Genomic DNA, 18,553 nt, shown 5'->3' on the forward strand with positions numbered 1-18,553 from the left:
GGCCATGTCCCAACGGCGGCCGTCCCGCGGGACGGCCGCCGGCCGGGATCTTCCGAGACGCGCTGGGACGGTCACCGCCCCGGGGCGCGGACTACGGTTCGCAGCGTCGACACCACGGCCCCGGTACCCATCAGCACTGCCGGGTGATCACGTCGACGCCACCGACGTGACCGCGAGGCGGCGGGATCCCCCCTGCCCGACCTGCCGGACCGTCGCACGCCACTCAGCGAAGGGCTCCATCACCCATGTTCAAGAAGATCGCCACCCGTGCCGGTGTCGTCGCCGCCGCGACCGCGCTCGCCGCCCTGGGCCTGGCCGGCAGCGCCGAGGCCAAGCCCGGCGTCCCGTACATCGGCTACGGCAAGACCAACAACACCCACGCCGTGTGGTGCGTCCAGCACCAGTTCAACTACCTCGTCCGCGTCAACGGCCCGTACCACCCGCAGATCGCGGAGGACGGCAAGTTCGGGCCCCAGACGGACGAGGCCATCCGCTTCCTGCAGAAGATGTGGTGGGGTGACGAGGGCACCGACGGCATCGTCGGCCCGGCCACCGGCGGGATGTTCCTCACCTGGGGCGACCCGGTCTACGGCACGGTCGCGGGCGAGCGGGGGTACTGCTACGACTACATCCCCAGCTACCAGTAGACCGACCGCGCCGGCCGGCACACGCGGTGGCCGCGGTGCCGGTCGGTGCTGCTCGCTTCCCCGGCCTCGGCTTGGCCCTCGGAGCTGCCGGGCGGGCCGGGGTGAGGGCAGCTGACCTGCGAGAATCGTTCGCGACCCGGGCGTGAACTCTCGGCGAACCCCTGGTCGGCGGGGTTTCGGGGGCAGTTCGCGCCCCATAGCCTCCCCTTCATGCACGACTTCTCGCGCCGCAAGGTCCTCGGCACGCTCGCCGCCGGCTCCGCGCTCTCCGTACTGCCGCCCTCCCTCCTGCAGGCCATGGCCGCGCCGATGCCGCGCGGGGGTCTGCGCGGCATCGAGCACGTGATCGTGCTGATGCAGGAGAACCGTTCCTTCGACAACTACTTCGGCACCCTCAAGGGCGTCCGCGGTTTCGGCGACCCGGCGGCGCTGCGGCTGCCGAGCGGGACGAGCGTCTTCGAGCAGCCGCGGGCCGGCGGCCCGGCCGTCCTGCCGTTCTCGGCGCGGCAGGCCGCGGTGGAGGCCGGACGGCCCGAAGGGGACATCCAGTACCTGGGGTCGCTGCCGCACGGCTTCGCCGACGGGGTGCAGGCCCGGGCGAACGGCTGGTGGAACGACTGGATCGCGGCCAAGGGCCAGAGCACCATGGCCCACTACGACCGGCGCGACATCCCGCTCCAGCACGAGCTGGCCGACCGGTTCACGATCTGCGACGCCTACTTCTGCTCGGTGTTCGGCTCGACGAACCCGAACCGGAACTACCTCTGGACGGGCACCACCGGGTTCGAGCCGGGCGGCGGCGGCCGGGCGGTCACCAACGCCGCGTACTCCTACGCGCACGCCGGCTACGACTGGACGACGTACCCCGAGCGTCTCGAGGCGGCCGGGGTCTCCTGGCAGATCTACCAGGAGTGGGACAACTTCACCGACAACGCCGTCGAGTACTTCAAGCCGTGGAAGCGGATCGGTCGCAAGATCCTCACCGCGGCCGGGTTCCCGTACGCCACGACCGAGGAGTTCTACGACAAGCTGTGGGACAAGGCGCCCGCCGAACGCGCCGACGCACTGGCCCGGTTCGACGCCGCCGTGGCCGGGCTGCCCGAGGACGAGCGCAGGCTCTTCCGGCGCGGCGCCCACCGCTCCGAGCCGGGCACCCTGGTCACCCGGATCAAGGACGACATCCGCAACGGAACGTTGCCCAGGGTGAGTTGGGTGGTGCCGACGGCGGCCCTGTCCGAACACCCCAGCTCCTCCACCCCCGTCGGCAGCGCGGGACTGGTCTACGACCTGCTCGACGCCATCGCGAGCGACCCCACGACCTGGTCCAAGACCGCCCTGTTCATCAACTTCGACGAGAACGACGGGTACTTCGACCACGTCCCTTCGCCCACCGCCCCGCGACCGGAGAGCGGCGAGGGGGACGACTGGACCGGCGGCCGGCCGGTCGGCCCCGGCCCCCGGGTGCCGATGACGGTGGTCTCGCCGTGGACGGTCGGCGGGTTCGTCAGCTCCGAGCAGTTCGACCACACCTCGGTGATCCGGTTCCTGGAGAAGTGGACGGGGGTCCAGGAGCCGAACATCAGCGCCTGGCGCCGCAGCGTCTTCGGCGACCTGACCTCCGTGTTCGACTTCGACCGGGCGCACCGGCAGCCCGAGGTGGCGCGTCCGGGCGCGGTCCCCGCCCCGATCGGCCGCTGGAACCCGGTACCGCCGGCCCGCCAGGCGCTGCCGGGGCAGGAGGCCGGATCGCGGGCGGCCCGTCCCTCGCCGTACCGGCTGTCGCTGCGCGCCACCGTCACCGAGGGCGAGGTCGGACTGCGGATCGGCAACACCGGCTCCCGGGCGGCCGCGGTCACGGCGTACCCGGGTGACGGAGCCGCGCCGCGGACCTCGACCGTCGCCGGCGGCGAGGCCGCCACCGACGCCTTCCCGGACGGGCCCGAGGGCTACGACCTCCAGGTGCACGGGCCGGGCTGGTCCCGGTGGGAGCTGCGCGGCGCCGGTGCGGGGGCCGAGGCCCACGTGGTGGAGCGGCCGGGCGCCCGGCGGGTGGACGTGGAGTGCGCGAACCCGTCGGACCGCACCCGTACGCTGCTCGTGGGCGAGTCCACGCACGCCCGCCGGGGTGAGGACCAGGTGGTCCGGGTCAGGCTGGCACCCGGCCGCAGGCGGACCGTGTCCGTTCCGCTCGCCCGGCACGGCTGGTACGACGTCGTGGTGCTGGACGAGGGCGACCCGCGCTTCCTGCGCCGGGCCGCCGGGCGGGCGGCCGACGGCCGTCAGGGCACCACCGATCCGGCCATCGGCTGCGCACCGGTGCTGACCGCGTCGATCGCGCTGCCGGAGCCGATGCCGCCGCTCAAGGCACCGCTGGTGCAGGGCAGTCCGTCCGAGGTCCTGGTGACCGTGCGCAATCAGGGCGAGCGCGTGCTGCGGGACCTGGGCGTCTCGCTGTCGGTCCCGAAGGGCTGGACGGCCGAACTGCGCGACCCCCTCCCCCGGCGGCTGGAAGGCGGCGGTTCCGCGGAGCTCCGCTTCACCGTGACCCCGGCCGCCGACGCCACCTCCGGGAGGCTGGCGGTCGCGGTGCGCGGTGAGGGCGAGGGGCTGCTGCGGACCGCGGACGCCCGGGTCCGGGCGGAGGTGGTCCCGGCCCTGAGCCTGACGCTCACCGCGCCGGCCAGCTCGCCGGGTACGGACGGCTGCGTGCTCTCCCCGGGACGGCCGCTGGCGGTGACGGCGACGTTGACCAACGCCGGGAACGTCCCGCTCACCGGGCTGACGCCGGCGCTGGCCGTACCGGAGGGATGGCGTGCCGTGCTCGCCCCCGGCGCCCCCGCGTCGGTACCCGCCCGGTCCTCGGCGAAGGCCGTGTGGGAGGTCTTCGCCCCGGATGCGGCGGCCCGTACCGCCGCGACGCTGAAGGCCACCGTGGCCGGCCGCGGCGCGGGCGGCGGCGCGGTGCAGCGGGAGTCGGCGCTGGCCGTCCGGGTCGGTCCGGTGATGAGCGGCTACCTGCTGGCCGAGGACTTCGAATCCCTCGCCCCGCTCCTGCAGCCGGCCGTGGACCTCGCCCGGCCCGGCCTGCGGGGCTGGACCCGGACGGCGCCGGAGGGCTGGACGGTCACCAACGCGGCCGGGATGCCCCAGGGCACCACGGAGCTCAACGGCTGGTCCTTCCTGTCGAAGGACTTCTGGTTCCCGGCAGGGCAGGAGCGGCAGGCGTTCGGCCGGTCCCTCGGGATCGTCGCCGTCGCCGACCCGGACGACTGGGACGACACCGGTGCCCCGTCCGGCCGCGGCTCCTTCGACTCGACGCTGGTCACCCCGGCGGTGTCGATCCCGGCCGGCACCCCGGCCCTGCACCTCGCCTTCGACTCCCACTACCGGCAGGAGAGCCCGCAGGAGGCCGAGGTGACGGTCACCTTCGACACCGGCGCCACCTCCCGGGTCGTGACCTACTCCAGCGCGGCCTCGGGGAACACCAACGGCGGGCGGGACCAGCAGAACCGCCTGGTGACCTGCTCCTTCCCGGTGCCCTCCGACGCCACCTCGGTGAAGATCGGCTTCCGTATCCACCACGCAGGCAACAACTGGTTCTGGGCCCTGGACAACGTCCGCCTGGGCACCACCCCGCCACAGGACGCCTGACCCCTTCCGGCATCCTCGCCCCCGGTCCCGTCCCTGAGCTGACGCCGCCCAAAACCCCCGTCCTCGGGCGGCGTCCGCTCATGACCGGGTCCGCGCGGGGCCCGGGGCGTCGGTGGGGGCGCCGGTCTCCCGTCGCCGCACCGACCCTCTGGCGCCCACTCTGCCAAGGCGCCGCGCAGCGCGCATTGGCCTGGCGTGCACACTGTCTTGACGGAGAGTCGACCCGCTGCCCGTGGCCCCGGGGGCCGGCTCGGTTGCGCGGGCCGCCGCAGCCGAGGTAAACCCGTGATCATGCTGCCCGAGAGAACGTTCCGCAGCGCGGAACTGACGCCCGCCGACCGGTTCGAGAGCTGGCGGGCCCTCATGTCGGAGACGCATGCGCCCATGGAGATGCGCAGCGAGCACGCCGCCGACTTCTGGGTGAACCAGCGCGTGATCTCGCTCGGTGGGATCTCGGTCTACCCGATGGAATGCCTTCCCCTGACCTTCCTGCGCACCCCGAAGCTGATAGCGAGATCGGACCCCGAGGCCTTCCACCTCTCGCTCATCAAGCGCGGGGCGGGTGCGGTGACGCTGGGCAAGGACACCGTGGTGCACGGCGTGTACGACATCCACACCAGTGACACGTCACGGCCGTTCGAGATCAGCTCCGGCCCCCATGCCGTCGAGATCATCGGGGTCGAGCTGCCCAAGGCACTGCTGCCGCTGCCTCCTGACACCGCCGGCCGGGTCATCGGCAAGCGCATCTCGGCCCGGGAGGGCATGGGAGCCCTGCTGGCCACCTTCCTGGACCAGGTGACCCGGGACAGCCGGTCCTACCGGGCCGTGGAGGGCCCGCGCCTCAGCGGCGTGCTGGCCGACCTGGTGGCCTCGCTCTTCGCCGGCGTCCTCGAGGCGGACCGGTCCCTGACCCCGGAGACGAAGCGGCGCGCGCTGGCCCTGCGCGTGATGGCCTTCGTCCGCGACCACGCCGACGATCCGTTGCTGGACGTACCCGCGATCGCCGCCGCCCATCACATCTCCGTCAGCTACCTCCACCGGCTGTTCCAGCAGGAGGGGGACGGGACCACGGTCGCGGCCTACCTCCAGGGCCGACGGCTGGCGCGCGCACGGCAGGACCTGGCGGATCCGCTGCTCCGGGGAGTTCCCGTGCACGTCATCGGCGCCCGGCGGGGCTTCCGGCACGCGTCCGCGTTCAGCCGGGCGTTCCGCGAGGCCTACGGCGTACCCCCCGCGGCGTTCCGCGCCCAGGCCCAGGCGCAGCACCGGGCCGAGCCGGACCTCTCCTAGGTTGCCCGGGATTGGTCTGGACCTGCGGAGGGGGTGGTCGCAGACTGCGGCGATGAGCGACCTGTGCAAGCCCCGCCTGCCCGCCATCCCACTGCACCGCCTGGAGGTGCCCCTGCCGCACCTGCTGCCCTTCGCCATCGGCACGTTCGACACCATCGGCCCGCTCTCCCGGGCGGCCTTCCCGCACCGGCACACCTTCTACGAGATCGTCTACGTCACCGGCGGCCGCGGCGCGCACGTCCTGGACCTGGCCCACAGGACCCTGGAGCCACCGCAGTTGTGTGTCATCACGCCCGGCCAGGTGCACCACTGGGCCGACGCCGACGGGCTCGCCGGGCAGGTGGTGCTCTTCAACGAGGACTTCCTTCCCCCCGACTCGCAGGACGCGGCCGCGCTGCGCACGCTGGCCACCCGGCCCGCTCACCCGCCCGGCGACGAGAGCGGGCCGATAGCGGCGCTGCTGGCCGACATGGGGCGCGAGTACCGGGAGCTGAGGAGCGGCTACCAGGGGGTGCTGCGCGCCAGCCTGCACATCCTGATCCTGCGCGCACTGCGCGCCGGTGCACCGGACGGCCGGCTTCCCGACCGCGATCGGGCCGATGAACTCGCCGCCGCGTTCACCCGGTTGACCGGCCGGCCGGGGGCGGCCCGGCGGTCGGTCGGTTCGTACGCCCGGGAACTCGGTGTCTCCGCAGGCCACCTGTCCACGACGGTGCGGCGGGCGACCGGCCGGACGCCGGCGAGCCTGATCCGGCAGCAGACGACCCTGGAAGCCAAACGCCTGCTGACCGGCACCCGGTTGACGGTGCGCCAGGTGGCGTCGGAGCTGGGGTTCGCGGATCCGGCGTACTTCTGCCGCTTCTTCCGGCGGGAGACCGGGTTGTCTCCCGGGCGCTTCCGGGCCGGGGCCGTCGGAAAGCACCACGATCCCCGGATCGGGTCCATCGCGGCCGCCCCGGACGATCCGTAGTTTTGCTGCTGGCCCACGCGGCCCGCCCGGATCTCCGGTGCAGGGCCGGGCCGGGTCCTTGCCATGGCGCGCCATGCTGCGCAGCACGCCCCCCACCCCATGGCAAGGGCCGATTCCCTTCCCCCTCGAGCATCAAGGAGTCGGCGCATGCCCGCGACAGAGCACCCCATCGGAGAACCCGCCGCCCACCACGACGGCCGGATCAGCCGCAAGAGCCTCCTGCACGGCGTCGCCGCGCTCGGCGCCGCTCCCCTGCTGCTGGGCGGCGGCGTGGCGTTGGCCCGCGACCGCACGGCGGCCGGCGCGGCCCCGGAGCTGACCCCTGACTGCCACGACGGCGACGAGCCGACCGTGGAGCAGACCGAAGGCCCCTACTTCAAGCCCGGCTCTCCGCTGCGCACCTCGCTGGTCACGAGCAGCACTCCGGGTGTCCGGCTGACCGTCAGCGGCTACGTCTTCGGCCTGGCCTGCCTCCCGGTCTCCGGCGTGCTCCTGGACTTCTGGCAGGCCGACGACAACGGCGCCTACGACAACGGCGGCTACCGGTTCCGTGGCCACCAGTTCAGCGACGCCCGGGGGGCCTTCAGCCTGACCACCGTCGTGCCCGGGCTCTACCCAGGACGCACCCGACACCTCCACGTCAAGCTCCAGGCCCCCGGTGGCCGGGTGGTCACCACCCAGCTGTACTTCCCCAACGAACCGCGCAACAGCACCGACACCATCTTCGACGCCCGCCTCCTGATGAACGTCCGTCAGGCGGGCCCGGCGCGTGAGGGCACGTACGACTTCGTGCTCGACGTGCGCCAGACGCCGACGACCCCGCCGAGCACCCCGCCGCCCACCACCGCCCCGCCGGCCGGTACCTGGGCCGCGGGCACGTCCTACCGCGTCGGCGACACGGTCACGTACGGGGGCTCGTCGTACCGCTGCCTCCAGTCCCACACGGCGTACCCGGGCTGGGAGCCCCCCAAGGTCCCCGCCCTCTGGCAGCTCTCCTGAACGCGGCGGGGCGGTCGGGGAACGTCCCCGCCCGCCCCGCCCTGCCCGTGCCGACGGGTCAGATGCGGCCCCACAGGGCCGGTACGTTCGGGGGTTCCCAGCCGGGGTCGGCCGTGTGGGCCTGGATGCAGCGGTAGCGGACGCCGTTGTAGGTGACGATGTCGCCGACGGCGTACCTGCCGCCCACCTGCCAGGTGGTCTCGCCGCCGCCACCGGTCACCGTGAGGGTGTAGGTGGTGGTGTGGGTGACCGCGCCCGTACCGGTGAGGGTGAGGGTGTAGGTGCCGCCGGCCGTGCCCGCGGCGACCTGGACGGTGGCGGTCGAGGACTGGCCGGAGAGCACCGAGGACGGGCTGAACGACACGGACACCCCGGACGGCGCGCCGGAGGCGGACAGTTGGACGTTCTGCGCGTTTCCGCTGACGGTGGCGGTGTTGACCGTGAACGTGGCGGAGGAGCCGGGATCGGCCGTGCCAGTCGCCGGACTGGCGCTGATCGAGAAGTCGTTCACCGGCGTGGTGTCCTGGCCGACGGCCGTCTTCCAGATGGTGTACGCGATGCCGTCCGCACTGCGGTTGAGCGCGGTGGCGTTGATGTTGGAGGTGGTGTCACAGGCGGAGTGGTAGCAGGAGTCGTAGGCGCGGCCGGCCGTGCCGCCCCACTTGGCGGCCTCGGAGGAGGACTTCACGGCCGAGGCGCCCGTGGCGTAGCCCGAGGTGGGGATGCCCACCTGCTGGAAGGAGTAGTCGTCGGAGCGGCCCTGTCCCTCGACGTTCTCCTGCGGGGCCAGGCCCAGCGAGTCCCAGTAGGCCTTCATCGGGGCCGCGGCCGCGGAGTTGAGGTTGTTGACGAAGTAGCCCGCGTTCGTCGAGGCGACCATGTCGAAGTTGTAGTAGGCCTTGATCTTCGCGCGCTCGGCGGCGGACAGCGTCCCGGCGTAGAAGGCGGAGCCGTTCAGGCCCTGCTCCTCGTCGGTCCACCAGCCGAAGCGGACCCGGTTCTCCATGGTGGGGTTGGTCTGCGCCAGGGTGAGTGCGGCCTCCAACAGCGCGGCGGATCCCGAGCCGTTGTCGTTGATGCCGGGGCCCGCGGAGACGCTGTCGAGGTGCGCGCCGAACATGCGGACGCTGTCGGCGTTGCCCTTCGGCCATTCCGCGATGAGGTTGTTGCCGGCGCCCGCCGTGCAGCCGGAGGTGCAGGTCTGCTCGGTGACGGTGTAGCCGGCGGCTTGGAGCTTGCCCTTGATGTAGGCGAGCGAGGCGCGGTAACCGGCGGTGGTGGAGCGGCGGTTGCCGCCGTTCTGCTGGGCGACGGCCTCCAGCTGGGACAGGTGGGCCTGCACCTTGGCGACGTCGACGTCGGGCGGGGTGCCCGGGTTGCCGTTGCCGCCGCCGACCCGCAGCGTGTACTGCGCGGTGTGGGTGGTGGCGCCCGCGGTGCCGGTGACGGTGATCGGGTAGGTTCCGGCGGCAGCACCGGAGGCGGCGGTGACGGTCATGGTGGCGTTGCTGCCGGAGGGGACCGTCGCCGGGCTGAAGCTGACGCTCACGCCGGCGGGGGCGCCCGCGGCCGACAGTGCGATCTGCTGCGAACTTCCGCTGACGGTGGTTGTGTTGACGGTGGCGCTCACCGAGGAGCCGGCGTTGACGTCACCGGCCGCGGGGTTGAGCGCGAGCGAGAAGTCGCTCTGCTGCCCGGTGCACGTCGGGTCGCCGGTCTGGGCGGTGATGCTGATCGCGTCCCAGGCCGCCTTCGTGGTGTTGAACAGGCCGCAGCTCGCGTCGAGGTTCTTGGCCGCGGTCAGCGTGGCGGTGCGGTAGCGCTTGTAGGTCATGCCGCTGGTCTTGAGCAGCATCCCGCCGTAGAAGATCCGGCCGGCGTTCTGGATGCCGACGCCGGTGACGGTGGAGTTGTTGCAGGTGGAGCTGGAGGGCTTGCCGCCGCCGGGGTTGGAGCCCTCGGCGAGCAGGTAGAACCAGTGGTTGAGCGGGCCTGCGGCCTTGTGCTCCTCGGTGCTGGGGATGGAGGAGGAGTAGCAGGCCGGGTCGCCGAGCGCCCCGGGGTTGTACATGTTGCGGATCGGGCCCTGGCCCTGCAGGTTGATCATCTCGCCGACGGTGTAGTCGGGCGTGTCGTAGGGGGCGGGTTCGCTGGCGTACGCCTCGGTCAGGGCGCCCATGATGTCGCCGGTCGCCTCGCCCAGGCCGCTCTCGTGGTTGGATCCGCCCGGGGTGTTGGAGTCCAGGCCGTGTCCGAACTCGTGGCCCACCACGTCCAGGCCGGCGATCCACTCGTTGGCGGTGTTGTGGCCGATGGTGATCGTGGAGCCGTCCCAGTAGGCGTTGACGTCGTTCAGGCCCACCCGTATCGGCCAGCTGCCGCCGTTGCCGTTGTGGCCGTTGCGGCCGAGCCAGTTCTTGAGCATGTCCGATTCCTTCTGCGCCGCGAACATCGCGTCGACGCAGCCGGTCTCACGGCTCGTGGGGTTGCCGGTGCCCCAGTCGTCGGTGGACTTGGTGTACACGCCTCCGTTGTAGTCCGAGCACTGCAGGCCCGGGCGGGTGCTGTCGCGCAGGACGTACGAGCTGCCCGAGCGCGAGGTGTCGATGGTCAGGGGGTCCGGGCCGTTCCACTTGCTGTGGCCGGTGCCGGCGCGTACGTCGTCGAAGGTGTCCACGACCCGGCCGGTGCGCGCGTCGACGAAGACGTGCAGCCGGCTGGGGACGCCCTGCGCGGTGCGCCCGGTGACCACGGTCTCCCAGGCGAGCGTGGCGCGGGCGCCCCGGGCGCGGACCACGAGGCGGGACTTCTCGGCCTTCTCGACCTTCGCCAGCTCGGTCCGGCTCCTCGCGGCGGCCCGGGCCGCGGTCACCAGGACCTGCGTGGGGACGGAGATCCTGGTCCTGGTCGCGGACTGGACCGAGCGGACCCGGCCGGTGCCGTCGGCCAGGACGACCGCGTCCCCGCCCACGACGGGCAGGCCCTTGTACGTGCGCTCGTAGGCGATGGCGTAGAGGCCCTTGAGCCAGGGGGTGACCTGGTGCCGGTCGTACTGCTCGTCGGGGCCCTTGGCCAGGGCGTCGACGCCGCTGTGCGCGGCCAGGTCGGCTGCCGCGACGGCGCGCGCGACGGGTGTGGGTGCCGGCTTGCCGGCGGGGGCGGCGGGCTGGGCGGCCGAGGCGAGGGAGGCCGGCACCACCACCCCCGCGAAGGTGACGGCCAGGGACACCCCGGCCACCACGGTCCTTCTGAGCATCGTGGCTCCTTGTGAGAGGTCGTCGAGCACCCGGCGAGGCGGATGTGAGCATGGCGGGCCACGGGTCGTGCGCACGGGGTGCGGCGGTGTCTCCACCGGCCCCGTCCGGGTGGTGCGCCATGCCGCCGGGTTGGCGGAACCCTCGCAGCGGCCCGGGCCCGGAGCAATGGCTTCGCGGGGCTCGTCCCGTCCTGTCAAAATCTGGCAACCCGGTCCGGGAACCGCACCGCCGGGCCCGGCGTTCTCAGCTGCGCGCCTCGGCCAACCGGCCCTGGTACGCGCGGACTTCCGGAGCGTCGGCCCAGTGGGTGAACAGCCGCTCGTGCAGGCCACCGAGCTCGGAGCTGACCATCAACTCCCGGGTGCCCACCGCCTCCTGGAGTACGGGGGCGGCCAGCGCGACGGCCGCGCCGGGGTCGCCCGCGCACGCCCAGCTGTCCGCCAGCCGGAGGGTGAGCAGCAGGTGCGTGCCGCGCATCAGCGGCGACACCTGGGCGCGCGAGCGGGCGGTGGCGTCGATCGCGCGGCGGGCCGTGGCCCGGTCGCCGGTCGCGGCGGCGAGGTCGCGCAGGGCTCCGCCGATCGCCGACTCCATCCGCATCTCGCCCTCGGCGCCCGCCAGCCAGGGCGCCTCCAGCTGGTCCCGGTGCCCGAGGCGGGCGAAGCCCTTGCGCGCGAGCGTGATGTGCCGGCGGCATTCGGCGGCGCCCTGTCCCAGCGCGTGGCACCGGGCCTGGTACAGGTGCGAGAGGGTGCCGGCCCAGCGCCGCCGCGGGTCCACCGCGCCGATCGCCTCCGCGTAGCCCAGCGCCGAGGCCGGGTCCTGGTCCAGCCGGACCAGGGTGCACATGTCGCTGAGCAGCGTGGCGCGCGCCGAGGTGTCCCGGACGGCGTCGGCCCAGCCCAGCCCGTGCCCGAACCACGCCATGCCGATGCTGCTCTGGCCGCGCTGCATCCGCAGGCGCCCGGCGACCTGGGCGTACTGCGCGGCGATCCGCAGCTGCCCGTACGGGAGCGGGCCGGCCGAATCGGCAGCCTCGGCCCACCGCACCACGGCCCGCAGCAGCCGCTCCACCACGAGCACGCCGTCGGTGGTGCTCTGGTGCAGTGCCCCGCGGATCAGGCAGGCCAGGGCGGCGGTGGCGGCGTGCAGGAGGTCCGGCTCCCGGGCGGTCAGGTCGGCGAACCGGGGCTGCGGCGCGGTCAGCGCGCTCAGCAGTTCCGGCGCCGCCGCCCGGTCGGGGGCCGCGCACCCGGCGGTGCCGTGCAGCGGACACGCGAGGCCTTCGGCGGGCAGGGCCGCCGGCCACAGGACCGGGTCCAGTGCGGGCCGCAGGCCGTCCGGGCCGGCCCCGGCGCCGCCGGTCCCGCTCCCGGGCGGGGCGGCGAACAGCCTCGGCCGGTCGGGGGCGTGCCGGGGGCCGTACGCCCCGGCGAGCGGCGCGGCGACGATCGCGGCCAGCGCGCCGCCGGTCTCCAGCAGGGCGTCGAGCCTGCGGACGAGTCCGGCGGGCGGCTCGCGGGTACCGGCCTCGAGCCTGCTGATGAGGCTGTGGTGGTAGCCGACGCGCAGCCCGAGCTGCCGCTGGGTGAGTCCGGCCCGGCGGCGCCAGGAGCGCAGGTGCCGTCCGAACTCGACCCAGGTCGGCGCTGCCCCTGTCGCCTCGACGGTCATGGCCCCTCCCGTTGGAGGCATCGCCTCCGGCAGCGTGACGCTCGGATTCCGCTGGGACGAGCTTCCAGCCGCCACGGGCCGGGTACGGCGTTCCGGCGGTCGACTTGGCCGGAAAGGTTCCCAAATTGGTCTGAACCAAGCTGTCTGCTGTCACCTCGGGCACGGCTCGACGCCGCCGGGGGCCGCGCGGCGGGGGGCCTCCCGGGTCATAAGTTCTGCTTATGGGGTCATAAAGACGACCCGGGTACTTACTTAGGGTCGCCTTAGTTTACAGTTCTTCTTGATCGTATCGAGATATGACGTTCGAAGGGATTTCCCCATGCCTCGCCCCCTGCGCGTAGCAATCGTCGGCGCCGGTCCCGCCGGGATCTACGCCGCCGACGCGCTGCTCAAGTCCGAGGCAGCCGCCGAACCCGGTGTGTCCATCGACATCTTCGAGCGGATGCCGGCCCCCTTCGGCCTGATCCGCTACGGCGTCGCCCCGGACCACCCGCGCATCAAGGGCATCATCACCGCCCTGCACCAGGTGCTCGACAAGCCGCAGGTCCGCCTCTTCGGCAATGTCGACTACCCGACCGACATCACCCTCGACGACCTGCACTCCTTCTACGACGCCGTGGTCTTCTCGACCGGCGCCACCGCCGACCGCGCGCTGGCCATAGCCGGCCTGGAGCTCGACGGCTCCTACGGCGCCGCCGACTTCGTCTCCTGGTACGACGGCCACCCGGACGTGCCGCGCACCTGGCCGCTGCACGCGGAGAAGGTCGCGGTGCTCGGCGTCGGCAACGTCGCCCTGGACGTGGCCCGGATCCTGGCCAAGACGGCCGACGAACTGCTGCCCACCGAGATCCCGCCGAACGTCTACGACGGCCTCAAGGCCAACAAGGCCCTGGAGGTGCACGTCTTCGGCCGCCGCGGCCCGGCGCAGGCCAAGTTCAGCCCGATGGAACTGCGCGAGCTCGACCACTCGCCGAACATCGAGGTCATCGTCAACCCGGAGGACATCGACTACGACGAGGGCTCGATCGCGACCCGCCGCGCCAACAAGCAGGCCGACATGGTCGCCAAGACCCTGGAGAACTGGGCGATCCGCGACGCCGGCGACCGCCCGCACAAGCTGTTCCTGCACTTCTTCGAGTCGCCCGCCGAGATCATCGGCGAGGACGGCGCGGTCGTCGGGCTGCGCACCGAGCGCACGGAGCTCGACGGTACGGGCAACGTCCGGGGCACCGGGGAGTTCACCACCTGGGACGTCCAGTCGGTCTACCGGGCCGTGGGCTACCTCTCGGACGAACTCCCCAAGCTGCCCTGGGACGTCGAGTCGGGCACCGTCCCGGACGAGGGCGGACGCGTGATCGAGGCCGGCCGGCCCAAGCAGTCGACGTACGTCACCGGCTGGATCCGCCGCGGCCCCATCGGACTGATCGGGCACACCAAGGGCGACGCCAACGAGACCGTGGCGAACCTGCTGGCCGACCACGCCGGAGGCCGCCTGTCGACCCCGGCCGAGCCGGCCCCGGAGGCCGTGGACGCCTTCCTCGCCCGGCGCGGCGTGCGCCACACCACGTGGGAGGGCTGGCACCGCCTGGACGCGGCCGAGAAGGCCCTGGGCGAGGCGGAGGGCCGCGAGCGCGTGAAGATCGTGGAGCGCGACGCCATGCTCGAGGCCAGCGGGGCCTGACGGCGGCTCGACCACAGCCGCGGCAGCGCCGGCCGGAACGCACGGGTCATCCCCCGGGGCCCCTTCCGGCCGGCGCTGCCGTCTTCGCGGAGCCGCCCGTGCCCGGGCTCAGGAAAACGTCTGGCCGAGGATCGCCAGGCGGGCCAGATAGGTCATGAACGCGATGCCGCAGAGTCCGACGAGGACGAAGAAGGGGCCCAGGGTGATGTCGAAGAGCCGGGTGGACCCGTCCTGGAGCACGACGACGTCCGACGGGTCCCGCAGGTCGTAGGCGACCTGGACGGACCCGGCCCCGCCCGGGTGGGAGACGACCCGCGAGACGCCGCCGCCGTCCGTGTACCGGAAGGTCATGGGGTCGTCCGCCGGGGTCGCGACGACGGTGACACCGCGCCTGCGCAGCAGCGTCTCCTTGAACCACGGCCCCACGGACACCAATCCGATCCACAGGGGCAGAGCGGCCAGCACACCGAACGTCGGGACGAACACCGCGCCGGCCATGGCGGTGCGCTCGTGGCCCACGAAGGCCACGGTCACGGCCAGGGCGAGGACCCCGCCCAGATACCCGAGCATGACCTGGCCCAGCCTGCGCCGGTACCGCTGGAGCGCGGTCGTGGTGACGGTGCGTACGACGACGAGTGCGCCGCCGTCGACGTCCTCGACGGGGTCGGACAGCAGTGCGTTCACGCCGTCGGCGAAGACGACGGCCGCAGCCGCGCTCACGCCCTCGATCCGGTGGCGGGACGGTGTCGTCCCGGCCGGCGCCCTCAGCTCGACCGTGACGCTCCGCGCCTCGGCACGGACCCGGGCGACCGCACGGAAGGGGATCGCCAGCTTCTCACCGGGGCGTTCCAGGACCAGCCCGTCCGGCTCCGGCCCCAGCACGGTGGCTCCGCGGCCCCGTAGGACCGGTATGGAGAACGTGTTCGACATGTGCAAGATCGTAAGGCCCGACGCGCCCGCCGCGGGGCACACGAGTCGGGCGGCGGAGCGCGTCCGCTGCCCCTCGCCGGCCGCGTCGGGGCCTCAGCGGCAGGTGTCGGCGATTCCGGTGACCAGGCGGTCGTAGGGGTTGAGGCCGGCGAGTTCCACTGCGCCCGTGGTGACTCCGAAGAAGGCGCGCCGGACGCGCAGGCCTTCCGCCGCGGTCAGGCGGTAGGTCTGCCTGACCGCCTGGTCCACGTCCATGAACAGTCCGGCCGCGGTGGCACCCGCGGGCGGCCGGGTCAGGACGACCTGGTGCCAGATCCGGCCGATGAGCGGGCGCAGTGCGGCTGCCGGAGCGCCGCCGGAGATCCCGCTCTGCGCCAGCGCGGTGTCGTAGAGGCGTTGCCAGTGCTCCGCGAGCCGGGCCAGGTCGTGGAGGGTGTCGGCGTCCTCGCAGCGGGCGAGGACGGAGCCGGCCTCGGCGGCGCAGCGGGCGGAACCGATGCAGTCGGGCAGGCATCTGCGCAGGATGCGCCGGGTGTTGTCCTCGAGGGTGCGGGGCGTGCCGGTCTGCCACAGCGGGGCCCAGGCCGGTGCGTGGAGCTCGCTGCCGGGCGGGAGCGTGCAGCCGGTGCTGCGCAGTCGGCGCCCCGGAGGTGGCAGCGCGTACGCGCCGGCCACCGGGCTGCCGGGGCGGCCCAGCGCGGCGAGTTGGCGGCCGACGAGGTAGCGCGGCACCAGGAGGTACCACAGGCAGGCTCCCATGGAGAGCTCGGCCGCCTCCTGGTGGCCGCTGTGCCCGCACCCGCAGGCCAGGGCCGCGTCACAGGCCTCGGACAGGGCGGTCCCGTAGCCGGCGGCGCTCCGGTGGCCGCCGCACGCCAGGGCCAGCAGGAGGGTGTTGAAGCACTCCCGGTGCACGTAGTCGGACACGGCGTCGACGATGTCGTTGTAGCGCAGCAGGTTGTCGACCGCCCGGGCGATGGCGGGGCAGCTGCGGGTCGATGCGAAGACGCCCTGGTCGTCGCCGACGTGCCGGTAGTGGTCGGTGGCCAGCATGACCCGGTGGTGCGGGACCATCGCGCCGTCCCACCAGCGTGCGCGCAGGAACTCCTGCGGCGAGACGGTGGTACCGGCCGGCCCGGACGCGGTCCTGGGCACGGCGTCCGTCAGGGCATCCTTGACGGTCATCAGGCCGCCGACGGCGACGATGTCGTGGACGGTCCGGTCCACGGCGGTCCCGGCCAGGCATGCGAGGCCTTCGCTGGCCGCCACCAGGTAGGGGTGGTGCCCGCCGGCACCGGAGTCGTCGCGGGCGTCGGCGAAGTCCACGGCCGTGGTCAGGCACAGCACCGAAGCGCACAGGTCGTGCAGCCGGGCGTCGTCGCCCCGGATGAACTGCCAGGTGTAGATGCTGCCCCACAGCTCGCGCATGGCCATGATCGGGTCCGTTGCCTGCGCGTTGCGCCGCCGGTACTCCGCCCACAGCTCCTTGACCTCGCCGCCCTTGCGCGGGGTGATCCGGGCGAGGGCGGCGAGCCCGGCGGCGGCGGGTGTCGCGCCCTCCCGCCACAGCCGCGCCGCCTGGACGGCGACCGTGCGGCGGACGGTGTCGGCCATCGGACCCGCCAGTACGGACCGGCGCACCCCGTCCGAGTAGACGGCTTCGAGGATGCTGCGCGCCGCCCGGTACCCGTCCTCGCGCAGGGGCATGGTGTGCGACCGGTAGGGCCGGTAGCGCGGGGCGTCGACCATCCGGGTCCCCGCGGCCGCGGGGACCGGGCCGGGGCCGTCGGCAGTCGTGCGTACGGCGGACAGCAGGTGCGCCGCCTGCTCGTTCACCAGGCCGCAGGCAGCGGCGTCCCAGATGTCGGGAAGGCCGTTCGTCCCGTTCCCTTGCGGCGCGAGGTCAGCGATCACGGCGGGCCCGGGGCGCGATGTGCCGGGCGGGACCGGTCGCGGGCTCCGGCGCCTGGTCGACCGCCGGAGTCCGGGTCGTGGGCGTCGCGGCCGTGGCCGACCGGGCGAGCACCCGCATCCTCAACTGCTGCGGCCGGAGCACGGCGCCGCGAGCGGGACGGACCGGTGTGCCCTCGACGTGCTCCAGTCGCCACCGGGCCGCGACGGTGGCGAGCGCCAGGGTGGCCTCCATCAGCGCGAAGGTGTCACCGATGCACTTGCGCGCTCCCCCGCCGAAGGGAAGGAAGGCGTCGCGCCGGCGTGCGGCCGGTGCGTCCGGCGGCCGGGGTGACCAGCGGTCCGGATCGAAGGCGGCCTGGTCGGCGTGGATCTCCTCGGTACGGTGGATCAGGTAGGGGCTGCAGACGACGGAGGTGCCGCGGGGCAGCTCGTAGCCGCCCAGCACCGTGTCGGCGGTGACGGTGCGCGTGACGAACCACACCGGCGGGTACAGCCGCAGCGCCTCCAGGACCACCTGGCCGGTCAGTCCCAGTCCGGCCAGGTCGGCGTGGGTCGCGGCCCTACCGGCCAGCACCCCGTCCACCTCGCGGTGCAGCCGCTCCTCGACGGCGGGGTGTTCGGCGAGGAGGTGGAGGGCCCAGGCCAGCGTGGTCGCCGTCGTCTCGGTCCCGGCGAGGAAGAACGCCAGGATCGTGTCGTTGATCTCACCGTCCGTCAGGCCCCCGCCGTCCGGCCCTGCGGCACCGTCGGCGCCGGGCTCGCCGTCACGGGCCGCCAGCAGGGCGGAGAGCAGGTCGGCCGGGCCGGACGGGGCGGCGCGTCGTTCCTCGATGACCGCTTCGATCGCGGCCCGCAGACGGATGCGCGCCCGGTCGTAGGCGCGGTTGCCGGGGGTGGGCAGCCGGTCGAGCGGGGGCGGCATGAGCATGCGCCGGTAGATGCCGTCACCGATGGTGGTGATGTCGTCGAGCAGCCGGCTGCGCAGCGGGGCCGGCAGGCTGTCGGAGAACAGCGTCGTCGTCAGCACCTCGGACGTCAGCGTCATCGCCTCGGTCCGCACGTCCACGACCTGTCCGTGCTGCCAGGACGTGGTCATCGCGGCCGCCCGGCCGGTCACCGCCTGCGCGTAGTCGGCGAGGCTCGCGGCGCGGAAGGCGGGCTGGACCAGCCTCCGTTGCCGCCGGTGGGTGCCGTGTGGACAGTTGACCAGACCGCTGCCGAGGATCTCCCGGATCCGGTGGTAGAGCGGCCCGCCCTTGTCGAAGGTGCGGTCGTCGCGGAGCACCTGACGCGTGAGTTCGAGATCGCGGACCAGGACCAGCCGGCCGGGCCCGATCCCGATCTCCACCACGCCGCCGGTGGCCGCGGGGCCGGTCAGGAACCCGAGCGGGTCGCGCAGCAGCGGCCACAGGTGACCGAGCAGCGGTATCCCCGAACCCGCCCTGGGCACCGCGTTCGAAGTCTTCATGAGTCCCTTTCCGGCGGGCCGTCGACGTCCCGGTAGTCCTTCCCCCGCCGGACCCCCGCGAAGACCCCCTGT

At 73.4% G+C, this 18,553-nt stretch carries 11 protein-coding genes; 6 read left to right on the top strand and 5 right to left on the bottom strand.

Going from position 1 to position 18,553, the window contains the following annotated elements:
• Window positions 1-245 precede the first annotated feature (245 nt).
• The 5 genes from AB0O40_RS09165 to AB0O40_RS09185 all read left to right on the top strand — a co-directional run bounded on the left by AB0O40_RS09165 (window position 246) and on the right by AB0O40_RS09185 (window position 7,557).
• Window positions 246-647, top strand: coding sequence for a peptidoglycan-binding protein (locus AB0O40_RS09165; RefSeq protein WP_365037289.1), 402 nt, complete (start codon window positions 246-248; stop codon window positions 645-647).
• A 210-nt stretch (window positions 648-857) separates the two neighbouring features.
• Window positions 858-4,298 (top strand): phosphocholine-specific phospholipase C, encoded by a 3,441-nt coding sequence (locus AB0O40_RS09170; protein ID WP_365037291.1) that lies wholly within the window; start codon window positions 858-860, stop codon window positions 4,296-4,298.
• 291 nt (window positions 4,299-4,589) lie between these two features.
• Window positions 4,590-5,588, top strand: coding sequence for an AraC family transcriptional regulator (locus tag AB0O40_RS09175; RefSeq protein WP_365037293.1), 999 nt, complete (start codon window positions 4,590-4,592; stop codon window positions 5,586-5,588).
• A 52-nt stretch (window positions 5,589-5,640) separates the two neighbouring features.
• The gene (locus AB0O40_RS09180) at window positions 5,641-6,558 is read left to right on the top strand and encodes a helix-turn-helix domain-containing protein (RefSeq protein WP_365037295.1); all 918 of its coding nucleotides are present in this window, start codon (window positions 5,641-5,643) and stop codon (window positions 6,556-6,558) included.
• Between the two features lie 147 nt (window positions 6,559-6,705).
• A complete protein-coding gene (locus AB0O40_RS09185; RefSeq protein ID WP_365037297.1) occupies window positions 6,706-7,557 on the top strand; it encodes a carbohydrate-binding protein in 852 nt (283 codons plus the stop codon).
• Between the two features lie 58 nt (window positions 7,558-7,615).
• Here AB0O40_RS09185 and AB0O40_RS09190 read toward each other — a convergent pair whose 3' ends face one another.
• Together AB0O40_RS09190 and AB0O40_RS09195 are read right to left on the bottom strand one after the other, a co-directional pair.
• On the bottom strand, window positions 7,616-10,813 hold the full coding sequence (locus AB0O40_RS09190) for a M28 family peptidase (RefSeq protein WP_365037299.1): 3,198 nt from the start codon (window positions 10,811-10,813) through the stop codon (window positions 7,616-7,618).
• A 244-nt stretch (window positions 10,814-11,057) separates the two neighbouring features.
• Window positions 11,058-12,488, bottom strand: coding sequence for a helix-turn-helix transcriptional regulator (locus AB0O40_RS09195; RefSeq protein ID WP_365037301.1), 1,431 nt, complete (start codon window positions 12,486-12,488; stop codon window positions 11,058-11,060).
• Between the two features lie 319 nt (window positions 12,489-12,807).
• Between AB0O40_RS09195 and AB0O40_RS09200 the strand changes: the two genes are divergently transcribed.
• Window positions 12,808-14,169 carry an FAD-dependent oxidoreductase gene (locus AB0O40_RS09200; RefSeq protein WP_365037303.1) on the top strand — a complete coding sequence of 454 codons (1,362 nt, stop codon included), beginning with the start codon at window positions 12,808-12,810 and terminating at the stop codon, window positions 14,167-14,169.
• Between the two features lie 108 nt (window positions 14,170-14,277).
• On the opposite strand, the gene AB0O40_RS09205 is transcribed toward AB0O40_RS09200, so the two are convergent.
• The 3 genes from AB0O40_RS09205 to AB0O40_RS09215 all read right to left on the bottom strand — a co-directional run bounded on the left by AB0O40_RS09205 (window position 14,278) and on the right by AB0O40_RS09215 (window position 18,481).
• Window positions 14,278-15,099 (bottom strand): hypothetical protein, encoded by an 822-nt coding sequence (locus tag AB0O40_RS09205; protein ID WP_365037305.1) that lies wholly within the window; start codon window positions 15,097-15,099, stop codon window positions 14,278-14,280.
• A 93-nt stretch (window positions 15,100-15,192) separates the two neighbouring features.
• Window positions 15,193-16,935: a hypothetical protein gene (locus AB0O40_RS09210; protein ID WP_365037307.1), complete on the bottom strand. Its 1,743-nt coding sequence runs from the start codon at window positions 16,933-16,935 to the stop codon at window positions 15,193-15,195.
• Window positions 16,936-17,002: 67 nt separating this feature from the next.
• A complete protein-coding gene (locus tag AB0O40_RS09215) occupies window positions 17,003-18,481 on the bottom strand; it encodes a cytochrome P450 (RefSeq protein WP_365037309.1) in 1,479 nt (492 codons plus the stop codon).
• Between the last annotated feature and the right edge of the window lie 72 nt (window positions 18,482-18,553).

This window comes from Streptomyces sp. NPDC089919, from assembly GCF_040684615.1.
Lineage (GTDB): Bacteria > Actinomycetota > Actinomycetes > Streptomycetales > Streptomycetaceae > Streptomyces.

Coding starts and splice junctions, on each gene's coding strand:
- AB0O40_RS09190 (WP_365037299.1), bottom strand. CDS start 10,813: ATGCTCAGAAGGACCGTGGTGGCCGGGGTGTCCCTGGCCGTCACCTTC.
- AB0O40_RS09205 (WP_365037305.1), bottom strand. CDS start 15,099: ATGTCGAACACGTTCTCCATACCGGTCCTACGGGGCCGCGGAGCCACC.
- AB0O40_RS09180 (WP_365037295.1), top strand. CDS start 5,641: ATGAGCGACCTGTGCAAGCCCCGCCTGCCCGCCATCCCACTGCACCGC.
- AB0O40_RS09175 (WP_365037293.1), top strand. CDS start 4,590: ATGCTGCCCGAGAGAACGTTCCGCAGCGCGGAACTGACGCCCGCCGAC.
- AB0O40_RS09185 (WP_365037297.1), top strand. CDS start 6,706: ATGCCCGCGACAGAGCACCCCATCGGAGAACCCGCCGCCCACCACGAC.
- AB0O40_RS09195 (WP_365037301.1), bottom strand. CDS start 12,488: ATGACCGTCGAGGCGACAGGGGCAGCGCCGACCTGGGTCGAGTTCGGA.
- AB0O40_RS09215 (WP_365037309.1), bottom strand. CDS start 18,481: ATGAAGACTTCGAACGCGGTGCCCAGGGCGGGTTCGGGGATACCGCTG.
- AB0O40_RS09165 (WP_365037289.1), top strand. CDS start 246: ATGTTCAAGAAGATCGCCACCCGTGCCGGTGTCGTCGCCGCCGCGACC.
- AB0O40_RS09200 (WP_365037303.1), top strand. CDS start 12,808: ATGCCTCGCCCCCTGCGCGTAGCAATCGTCGGCGCCGGTCCCGCCGGG.
- AB0O40_RS09170 (WP_365037291.1), top strand. CDS start 858: ATGCACGACTTCTCGCGCCGCAAGGTCCTCGGCACGCTCGCCGCCGGC.